The organism is Dactylosporangium sp. NPDC005572, assembly GCF_040605515.1.
GTDB lineage: Bacteria > Actinomycetota > Actinomycetes > Mycobacteriales > Micromonosporaceae > Dactylosporangium.
On record NZ_JBEXCY010000304.1, the window covers coordinates 1 to 10,897 of the forward strand.

The 10,897-nt window shown below is 69.3% G+C and carries 4 protein-coding genes; 1 reads left to right on the forward strand and 3 read right to left on the reverse strand.

Annotated features, from left to right (window positions below):
- Positions 1-10 precede the first annotated feature (10 nt).
- Positions 11-487 (reverse strand): hypothetical protein, encoded by a 477-nt coding sequence (locus ABZS66_RS57505; protein WP_354772788.1) that lies wholly within the window; start codon positions 485-487, stop codon positions 11-13.
- Between the two features lie 196 nt (positions 488-683).
- Positions 684-2,246: an alpha-L-arabinofuranosidase B gene (locus ABZS66_RS57510; protein WP_354772790.1), complete on the reverse strand. Its 1,563-nt coding sequence runs from the start codon at positions 2,244-2,246 to the stop codon at positions 684-686.
- 1,179 nt (positions 2,247-3,425) lie between these two features.
- Between ABZS66_RS57510 and ABZS66_RS57515 the strand changes: the two genes are divergently transcribed.
- Complete coding sequence (locus ABZS66_RS57515; RefSeq protein WP_354772792.1) at positions 3,426-8,258, forward strand: AAA family ATPase; 4,833 nt, start codon at positions 3,426-3,428, stop codon at positions 8,256-8,258.
- A gap of 41 nt (positions 8,259-8,299) precedes the next feature.
- Here the strand turns inward: ABZS66_RS57515 and ABZS66_RS57520 are convergent, their stop codons facing one another.
- Positions 8,300-10,069, reverse strand: coding sequence for a DUF4118 domain-containing protein (locus tag ABZS66_RS57520; RefSeq protein ID WP_354772794.1), 1,770 nt, complete (start codon positions 10,067-10,069; stop codon positions 8,300-8,302).
- Between the last annotated feature and the right edge of the window lie 828 nt (positions 10,070-10,897).

The window sequence follows — 10,897 nt, forward strand, 5'->3', positions numbered from 1 at the left end:
CCCAGAAATCTCAGCGTGTGAATGTAGTACAGACGTGTGAAATACCGAACACTACCGGCAGCTGTGAGCGCCGGCCCCCCCCCCCCCCCGGGCTGGGCTGGCCGGGCGCGACCCCAACGTCGACGGCGTGACCACCCGCGTCCGGCACCGCGACCGCCGACAGCACCTCGAACCCCGCCTCAGTTCGACACACGACCGACGCCTCGAAACCAGCCCCGACGTCGCACACCACCACGCACTCCCCCACCGACAACGACACGCCACCGGCGACCAGATGCCAGGCCACCGCGGTCGCGACGTCGACCAGCGCCGGCGCACCGAACCCGGCACGGTCGAACGCCGAACGCAGCACGTTGCGCCGCCGCGGACCCCACGACGCAGGAACCACCGCCCGGACCTGCGCCGGCGCACCTCCGACGGCACCGAGCGCCTCGACCCTGACCATCCGCAACACGGCCGCGAGCAGCTCAACCGCGGGGACCTTCACACCGTTGACCTCGATGTCCCCAGCCGAGAGCCAGGCCAGCGGATTCGCCTGCCCATCACCAGCCAACCCAACCAACCCACACCCAAGCCCACAGCAAACCCCGACACGAAGGATCGAGGCTAGTGCCGGACCCAGACGACAGCCGCCCCGCTACTGCGGGACGGCTGTCGCCGCCGGGCCGGTGCGGCTCAGGACGCTACGGCGCCCACGGGGTGGTGACCACCCAGCTCACGTCGTCGGTCCACAGCGAGGTGGCGTCGAAGGTGTTGGAGCCCCCGTTGCTGGCGATGTAGACGTTGTTGCCGTAGTGGCGGATGAAGCGGCTCGAGAAGTTCGCCGAGGCGAACGAGTTGCCCTGGCCGTTCTTGCCGGCCTGCGGGCAGAACGTGGCGTCGGACGCGAACAGCGAACTGCCGTCGTTGGCCTGCAGGTACAGCTGATAGTTCTGGTGACGCAGGAAGCTGCCCGCGGTGTTGCGCGATTCGAACGAAACGCACGTACCGTTTGCCAGGCCGGCCCGCACGATCCACGAGCCGTTGCCCTTGTCCGTGGAGGAGCTTGACGCGGTGATGACGGACGTGGCGACAGCATTTCCCGAATGCGTGATGTACCGCGTGGTGCAGCAGGCCGTCGTGGCACGCAGCGAGACGGTGGAGCCCGGGGTCAGCGTGCCGCCGTTTCCGTTGCTCGACGTCGCGTACCCGGCAGCGTTGATGTTGGCCTGAACGGCATTCTCGGTCGCGTCGGTCGGGTACCCGGACGTCATGACGCCCTCGTAGAAGGTGCCGGCCGACCCGTGGCTGTTGTCGCCGCCGATGCCAAGGATGATGGCGCCTTCCTTCTTCATCGGGTTGTAGCCGGCGGCGTTCGGACGGGCGCCGTTGTAGTACGTCGACAAGCCACCGGACTGCGCGTTGCCGGCACGGATCGCCCAGTGGTTCGGCTCGCCCTTGACGATGGCGGTCAGGAACCGGTGACTGACGCTCGGGTCATTGGCGTTGTAGCCGGGGTTCACACCAGAGAAGAGCCCGTTCTCGAGGTCGGCCATCACCCAGGGCCCGTTGCCGGTGCCGTAACCCCAGACTTTGATGTTCCCGAAGTAGATGGCCTCCATCGTGCCATTGCCGTTGTCGCGGCTGTTCGTCTCGGCGTTGCCGTAGTCGAAGCAGCATCCGCCGTTGTAGTGAGTTCCGTCGAAGACCGCATACATCCCCTCGGGCTGGTCGCCCTTGGCGACACCGTTGGTGGTGTTGTTGCGGTAACCGGTCCCCGGAGCCACGAAGACGCCGTACGCCTTGTGCCCGGCGATGGTGATCGGCGCGGCCTTGGCGTCCGCGAGGTTGTCGTAGCCGCCTGCGGCCGGCCCCTGGAACCCACCGGGCGGCGCCTGGGTCAACCGGTTGTTGCGGCCGGACTGGTCATAGATGATCGTGATCAGGCAGTTGGTGTTGGCGCAGAACGTGTCCTGGGCGGCGGCGTCGACGTAGCCGCCGGCGCTCAGCAGACCGACGTCCCGGGTGGTGTTGTCCGAGGCCCGCCGGACCTGGTACAGCGGGCCGTTGTAGGAGCCGTACAGCGCCCGGGTGGTGCTGTGCGCCGCCACACACGGCGTGCCACCAGCCGCGTAGATGTCGCACGGCTGGGAGGTCGCCGCCTGGGAGGTGCCGCCGCCGACGAGCACGCCTGCGACGACGGCGAGCGCGGCAGCGAGCACCAGGAGGGCGCTGCGTGCGCGCCGGGTTCGTGGTCGTAGTGCCATTGTTGACCTCTTCCATGAATGTCGGGGTGTCGCCGCGAGGCCGCCGTCAGGCAACTGCGCCGGCGCCGACCGGGCGGCGCGTGGGCGGTTCGCAGCGGATGCCGCCGTGTCGAAGTCGACGGGTCGACGCGGCAGCCGGCGGCGGCACTGCACGGTTTCCTTCCGAGCAGCAGCGGTGCCGTCCGAACAGGGTTGACTGGCGGATACACGGCCGTGTGAGCGCTAACGTATCGCCGCGGTTCAATTCTTGCAATAGCGAACTTGCCCGCCAGTTCGTCATTGAAAATGTGTTACGAACTTCAGCCAATCGAGGTCGGCAGCACGATCGCGAAGCTGCGGCGAGGACTCGTATCCCAGGCCGCCCCGGCTTCAACCAGCCAGCGGAACTGTCCGGTTCCATAACGATACCGGACAGTGAGACTGTTCGGTATCCAGGACCTGGCCGCGATCATCGATGAGTCACCTCGGAGAATTGCCGCTACGACGTCCCGCCAAAGGCATGCCGCATTCGGCCGACCATTTTCTGGCCCGCTGCAACCGGAAGAACCAGGTGGATGCCGCAAATCACCATCCGGCGTATGTGGCGCCCGTTGCCGGGACCGCTAACATCAGCGACGGCGAAGGGGGCGGGCCAATGTCTCGTGGTCGTGCAGCGGTGATCAACGACGTGGCGCGGAGCGTTGGACGCATGCTGGCACCGCGCATGGGAGCTCACTTCCGGCCGGAATCGTCGCCCTGCGATTCGCGCGGGTGAAGGAGAGCCCGTGAACATCCCTGACGTGTGCCCTAACCACAACGTTCACGGCGTTTGACACTCCGCTCGGCCTCCCGATCGGCACCGGGGCCGTGCACGTCTCGGCGATCGGTCGGGCGCACGCCGTGGAAATCGCGATCAGCAGGCTGAAGCATGACCGCGCGGTGGCCTCTCACGTGAGTGCTCGCGGTGCACTTCCGAGCCGGCGGCGCACCCCTCGCCGTTGCTATCAGATAGTGGTAAACAGGGCATAAGGTGGGGGGCGGTGCCTGTGGAGCTGTCGGATGGGGGCAGCTGGGATAATGGCGCGTCGATATTCGCTCGTTCGGGACTCGCCCGTTCGGGGCGACGTGGTGCATGAAAGCGCACACACACGGGTAACTCGGCTGTGTGTCGATGAGCACACGGTCGTCTGCAAGGAGCCGTTGGGACCGGATGCCCAGCAGCGACTACGACACGAGCTGGCGATGCTCGACCGGCTACGCGGCGTTGAAGGGGTCGCGCAGTTGGTGGAGGTACCGAGGCACCCGGAGTCGATCCTGCTGGCGGACGCCGGCAAGGCGAGCATGGCCGGCTTGGCGAAGCCGCTCGCGGTTGGTGATCTGGTCGGGCTGGCGGCGGGGTTGGCCGGGGCGGTGGCAGGGATGCACCGCCGGGGTGTGATCCACCGGGACATCACGCCGGCGAACATCCTGATCTCCCGCGACGGCGCCCCCTGCCTGGTGGATTTCGCCCTGGCGACATCGTTCGCCGAGATCCGTCCCGAGTTCACGCATCACACCGAGATCATCGGGACATTGGCGTATCTGGCGCCGGAGCAGACCGGACGGACCGGCCGACCAGTGGATCAGCGGGCCGATCTGTACGCGTTGGGTGCGACGTTGTACGAGCTGGCGACGGGTGCGCCGCCGTTCGGTTCCGGGGATCCGTTGCGGCTCACGCACGACCATCTGGCTCGGGTGCCGGTGCCGCCGGAGCAGGTGAACCGGGCCGTGCCGGGGTCGTTGTCCGAGATCATCATGCATCTGCTGGAGAAGGAACCGGACAACCGGTACCAGACCGCCGACGGCGTCGTCCACGATCTGGAGCGGTTACGGCACGCCGACACACGACCAGGAGCAGCTGCGCTACGGGTCGGCGAGCACGATTTTCCCCTGCGGCTGCTACCTCCATCGCGGCCGGTAGGACGCGATGACGAGGTAGCGGCGCTGGAGGCGGCATTTGCGGATGCGGTGGCGGGACGGTGTCGTGGGGTGCTGGTCGGCGGGGCGCCGGGGGTGGGTAAGACGGCGTTGGTCGATGAGCTGCGGCCGGCGGTGACGGGCCGGGATGGTTGGTTCGTGGCGGGCAAGTTCGACCAGTACCGGCGGGATCTGGAGTTCAACGGGGGTCATCGGGCGTTCCGCGCGTTGGGTCGGCTGTTGCTGGCCGAACCGGAGGACGAGCTGGCCGAGGTCCGCGATCGGATCTTGGAAGCGGTCGGCCCGAACGCGGGTCTGTTGACTGCGGTGCTGCCGGAGTTCGCGGCGTTGCTGGCGGTGCCGCCCGATGCCGGGGATCCGCTGACCGCGCAGGTTCGGGCGCAGCGAGTGGGTGTGGATGTGTTGCGCGCGGTCGCTTCGCGCAAGCGGCCGGTGGTCCTCTTCGTCGATGACCTGCAGTGGGCGGGGCGCACGCCACTCGGCTTCGTCGACCTCGTGCTGCGCGAGGAGCAGCTCGACGGCCTGTTGCTGGTGGGGGCTTACCGCGAAGAGGACGTGGACGCGGCGCATCCGCTGGCGGCGCCGCTGCCCCGATGGCGCGAGCTCGCCGGAGTGCGGCACCTGCGACTGGTCAACCTGCCGGTGTCCGGCTCCGTCGCCGTGGTGGCTGAGATGCTCCGCGTGGACCGGGCCACGGCGGCGGCCCTGGTCGACGTGATCAATCCGTACACGTCTGGCAATCCGTACGAGATCGTAGAGTTGCTCAATGCCCTGCGCCGCGACGGCGTGCTGACCGCCACGGCCGCCGGGTGGCGGTGGGACGCGGCGGCCGTGGGCGCTCACCTGGGTCAGTCCGACGTTGCCGGGCTGCTGGCCGCTGGTGTTCAGGCGATGCCGCCGGCGTCCCGGCAGATGGTGGAGGCGATGGCGTGCCTTGGCGGGCGGGCCGAGCTGGGCCTGCTGCAGACCGCCACCGCCGAGCCGGTGAGCGCGGTGGAACAGACGGTGGCACCCGCCCTCGACGAGGGCCTCCTGGTGGTGGAGCCCGGGATCCATCCGGCGGTACGGTTTCGCCACGACCGGGTCCGCGAGGTGATCCTGCGCGGGCTACATCCCCAGCAGCGACGCACCCTGCAGTTGGCCATGGCGCGGCGGCTGGCGGCGGTGCCGGAGTTGTACGCGGTCGCGGCGGAGCAGTACCTGCCGGTGGTCGACGCGGTCGACGACGCCGCGGAGCGACGCCGGGTGGTGAGGCTGCTGCGGCAGGCCGCCGACCAGGCCGCGTTGATCGGGGACTATGCGCTGGTGAGCGCATTGCTGGGCGCCGCGCTTCGGCTCATCGACCCGGGTGAGACCGCCACGCTGGTCGAGGTGGGCACCGGCCGGCACGCCGCGCTGTACAGCATGGGGCGCCTGCAGGAGGCCGACGAGGAGTACCACACGATCGACCAGCTGTGCAGCACCGCCATGCAGCGTGCCGACGCGACGTGCATCCAGGTGCGCAGCCTGACCCACCAGCGGCGTTTGGCGGAGGCGATCGGGCTCGGCCTGGAGTCGTTGCAAGAGCTGGGAATCGCCGTACCAGCCGCGGACCGGCTCCCGACGGAGCTCGACCACCAGCTCGACTATCTGTACCGGTGGCTGGACCACACCGATGACGCCGACGAGCTGACTCGGCCGGACGTCACCGAGCCGACGGTGCTCGCCGCGAGCCGTCTGCTCGACGCGCTCTTCCCGGCGGCCTACTTCGCCGACCTTCCCCTGTATGCGTGGCTGAGCCTGGAGGGGTTGCGGATCTGGATCGAGCACGGCCCCGCCCGTACCTTGGTCGGGCCGGCCGCCACCGCCGCCTTCGCCGCGGTCGGGCTGCGCAACGACCAAGCCGCGTATCAGGCAACGCGGCGGGTCCTGGCCTTCAGCGAGGCGCGTGGCTACGAGCCCGACACCTCAGAGGCGCGCTTCCTGTCCGCTCTCGTGACTTTGTGGTTCGAACCGATCGAAAGCAGTGTCCAAGCAGCTCAGCTGGCCCGCGAAGGGTTGCTGGCAGGGGGCGACCTGGCCAACGCCGGATACGTCTACTCCCCGATCATGACGGGCCTGCTGGAATGCGCACCATCGCTGGACATCTACGTCGCCGAGGTGGAGGCGGGGCTGGCCTTCGTGAACCGCACCGGCAGCGAACAGATCATCCAATGGCTCGACTCGTACCGGTGGCTGGCCGGCGTGCTACGCGGCGAAGGCTCCGCGGCCACCGGTGAGGCGGCCTCCACCGACCGGTACGCCGACAACCCGACGGCGCTCTTCCACGCGCACATCACCCGCGCGATCGCCGCCGCCATCCTCGGTGATCTGGTCGGCCTGACGCGGCACACCGCGGCCGCGATGCCGCTGTTACCGGCTATCCTGGGCCACTACCCGACCGCCGTGGCGCGCCTGCTGCGTGGGCTGGCCCTCGCCGGGCAGGCCCGAGACGGCCGCGGCGGCGAGGGCGGCGCGCTGCTGTCCGAACTGGACGAGGTGACGCAGTGGCTGGCCGCACGCGCAGCCGACGCGCCGGAAAACTTCCAGCACCTGCTCCGATTGCTCGAGGCGGAGCGGGCCTGGGCCGTCGGCGACTTCCACGCCGCCGCCCTCGCGTTTGACACCGCCCTGCGCGAGGTCACACAGCGCCAGCGGCCATGGCACCGGGCCCTGATCACCGAGCACGCGGCCCGCTTCTACCTCGCCCACGGCCTCGAACACGCCGGCTACGACCTGCTGAGAGAAGCACGCCAGAAATACCTCGCATGGGGCGCCACCGCGAAAGTCGGCCAACTCGACTGGGCCTACCCGACCCTGCGACCACAACCCGACACCACCGCGCCGCAACGCGCTGACCAGACCGGCAACCACGCCGGGGACGCCCCCCACCAACGGGCCACCGTCACCACCGGAGCGCTCGACCTGCTCGGCATCCTGTCCGCCTCGCAGGCGCTGAGCTCCGAGACCAGTACCGAACGGCTGCACGCCCGCGTCGTCCAGGTGGTCAGCGCCATGACCGGCGCCACCGATGTCCACCTGCCGCTGTGGAGCGACGAGCGGCACGACTGGCTACTACCCACTCCAGATGGCGGCACGGAAAACGCGGTTCCGATGTCAGTGCTGCGATACGCCCAGCGCATCGGTGAGCCACTGGTCGTGGCCGACGCCACCCGCGACGACCGCTTCGCCCGCGACCCCTACTTCACCGGCCTCACGCGCTGCTCCCTACTGGCCGTACCCGTCTTCAGCCGCGGCAGGCTACGGGCGGTACTGCTGCTGGAAAACCGCCTCATCCGAGGCGCCTTCACCACCGAACGACTTGACGCCGTCAAACTCATCGCCGGCCAACTCGCCGTCTCCCTCGACAACACCCACCTGTACGCCGAACTCACCACCTCCCGCGCACGGATCGTCGCCACCGCCGACCAAACCCGCCGACGCGTCGAGCGCGACCTGCACGACGGTGCCCAGCAGCGACTCGTCTACCTGGCGCTACAGCTCCGCGCTGTTCAAGCGGCGCTGCCGCCCGAACTCGACTCGCTCTGCGCACAGCTCAACCGCGCCGTCTCCACGGCAACCGATGCCCTGGACGAGCTGCACGAGATCGCCCGCGGCATCCATCCAGCGATCCTCACCGATGGTGGCCTCCGCCCAGCGCTGCGCGCGCTCGCCCGCCGCACCCCGATCCCGGTCCACCTCGACCTGCGTACGGAGGCGCGGTTGCCGGAGCACGTCGAGGTGAGCGCCTACTACGTCGTCGCCGAGGCGCTCACCAACGCAGCCAAACACGCGCACGCCTCGACCGTCACGGTCACCGTCGAAACTGACCCCGCCGACGGCATCCTCCACGTCACGGTCCGCGACGACGGCGTCGGCGGCGCCGACCTCACCCTCGGCACCGGCTTGCTCGGCCTCAAAGACCGAGTAGAGGCGCTCGCCGGCCGGATCTCGCTCTACAGCCCTCGTGGGGCGGGAACCAGCCTGCACGCACAGCTCCCGCTCACCACCACAAACAGCGACGTCAGCTCCTGCTAGGTGCTGATCGGTGCACCTCTCGCGCACCCCGCTACGACCACTTACTCAGGAGGGACGCAGGGCGTGGATGTGGTTGGGATGGTCGCCTGCAGCAGGGTGCCGCTGCTGGCGAGGCTGGTGATAGTGAGGTGTCCGCCGAGTGCTTCGACGCGGTCCTGAAGGCCGGTGAGGCCGGTCCCTCGATGTTGCTGGGCGCCTCCGACGCCGTCGTCGCGGATCGACAGGTGCAGGGCGGCCCTATCGGTGGCCGCCTGCACGTGCACCATGGAGGCGTGGGCGTGTCTGGCCACGTTGGTCAGTGCTTCGGACACGACGTGATAGGCGGCTGTCTCAACCACCAGGGGCATGCGCGGGCAGGTGTGCAGGTCGAGGTCGACCGGAACCGGCGAGCTGCGGACCAGTGCCTTGAGCGCCGGTGCCAGGCCGCCCGCAGCGAGCAGCGCTGGATGGATGCCCCGGGAGATCTCCCGCAGTTCGTCCACGGCACTTTTCAGACCGCACAGCGCGCTCGACAGCTCCGCCTTGGTCTGCCCCAGCTCCGGGGGCAGGCTGGCCTGCACGGTGGCGAACTGCATCGCGACGGCGAGGAAATGCTGCAGTGCGCTGTCGTGCAGGTTGCGCTCGATGCGCTGGCGGGCCTGGTCCGCGGCGGCGACCAGCCGGGCCCTGGACGCGGCGAGCTCAGCCTGGCTGTCGGCGTTCGCGATGGCGGTGGCGGCAAGGCCCACGAAGGCTGCGACGCGGGCTTCGGTGTCAGGCGGTAGCGGCTCGGGCCGGGTCGATCCGACGCCCGCCGCACCCCACAGTCGCCCCTTGACCGCGATCGGTGCCCCGACCACAGAGCGGACGCCCAGCTCACGCGCGAGCGCGCCGATGGGGCCGGCGGCGTTGTCGAAGGTGTCCATCCGGGCGGCGCGGCCGGTGTCCCACACGAGCGCCGCGACGTTGTTGCCCTCGAGCGGCAGGCGCATCTGATCTTCGCTCAGGCCGGACAGGCTGGTCGAGACGAGGCTGGCCGTGGCGTCACTTTCAAAGCGGCACAGCCATGTGCTGTAGTGCTCACCGAGTAGCCCGTGCAGCTCCGTTGTGATCGCGTCGAAGACCTGGGGTGGACGACCACCGTCGGCCACGAGCTTCGCCACCCGGCCCAACGCGGCTTGTTCGTCGGCGAGCCGGCGCAGGTGCTCTCGGCTTGCTTCCAGTGAGTCCAGTACGGCCGCACGTTCCCGGCCGGCGTGCAGCAGCGACGCCAATGCCGGCACAACGCACTCCCGCAGCCGCTGCATCGTCCGTTCGGGCACGTCGCCCGGCACCACCAGCGTCCCGAGCGGGGCAGCGCCGGCGCGCAACACGAACGCCGAATGCTGGTCATCACTGGGGACGACGGCGAGGTGAATCGCCGCGTCCGGCAGTTCGAGCGATTGCGCGATGCGCTGTGCCACCGCGGGCAGCACCGCGGGAAGGTCGTCTGCGTGCAGCAGCCGGGCCATCTCAGCAATGAGATCGGATTCCTCGGCCTGGGCGGTGCGCAGCCGGGACAGGTCCGCCACCGCGCTCGTGGCCACCGCGACGATGAGCAGGACCGCCAACCCGACGACTTGTCGTATGTCGGAGACGGCGAATCTTCCGACGGGCTGAACGTGGAAGAAGACGAACGCCACGGTGCTCACCACCGCCGTGGCCATGCCGAGCCACATTCCCCACCCCATCGACGCCACCAGCACGCCGACGATGTAGATCATGCCCGGGTAGAACGGCGCCATGACCGCCCGGAGCGGATAGACCAGGAGGGTCTCGACCACGATCAGCAAGGCGGCGACGGCAATCCCCAACCCTCGGGGCGGGGGTGTCGGTCGCACCAGCCGGGATAGCGAACCGACGTACATAAACGCCATCTTAGTCCGATTTACGTCTTACTTCGCTTCTGTGTCGCGCTGTATGGTTACCGCCGCCCGCAGGCGGGAGGCGATGTTCGGACAACGTCCCGCCCGATCTTTTGATCAGATCGTGGACGCGGCACCGAACGGCGCCCGTGCCGCACCTCGCCGGAGCAAACCAGGCATGTGGCTGTGCTCAACTGGCCCGGACGTGGATTGCAGCATCGAGCTGCTGGAGGGCCTCGGGGAGGGCGTGTTGAAGGCCGAAGTGACCACGGCGCCGGCGACGGCAACGCTCAGCGCGTTGCCGAGTTCTCGGGTGGCGGAGTGGAGTCCGCCCGCCACTCCGGCCTGGTCGGCGGCCACCGCCGCGGTGAGCTCGGCCGTGCGGGTCGGTAGCGCCAGGGCGAAGCCGACAACAACCGCGGCGACCAGGCCGCGTACGCCGGGGTAGGGTGCATCGACGGTCCCCGACAGCCCGACGATGCCGGTGAACGCGGCCGGTCAGCGTTGCCGCCCGTGCCAGGCCCCGGGTCGCGGAAGCCCTGCCGGGTGCGGTATCTCAACCAGGCCGCGCGGATCCGGCCACCACACCGCCATCGCCACGGCCGGCGTCATCACCAGCGCGCGGTCTGCCCGGGCGCAATGGACGCCCCGGTGCGCACAGCCGCGCACCGGGGCGCACCGGGGCGCTTGGTCAGTACTTGCGGTTCGGGAGGGCGGCCTTGGCCTGCTCGGGAGTGAACGTGGTCTCCTCGGTCA

Bases quoted from the DNA above. Each gene is read 5' to 3' on its own strand.
- ABZS66_RS57510 (WP_354772790.1), bottom strand. From the start codon at position 2,246: ATGGCACTACGACCACGAACCCGGCGCGCACGCAGCGCCCTCCTGGTG.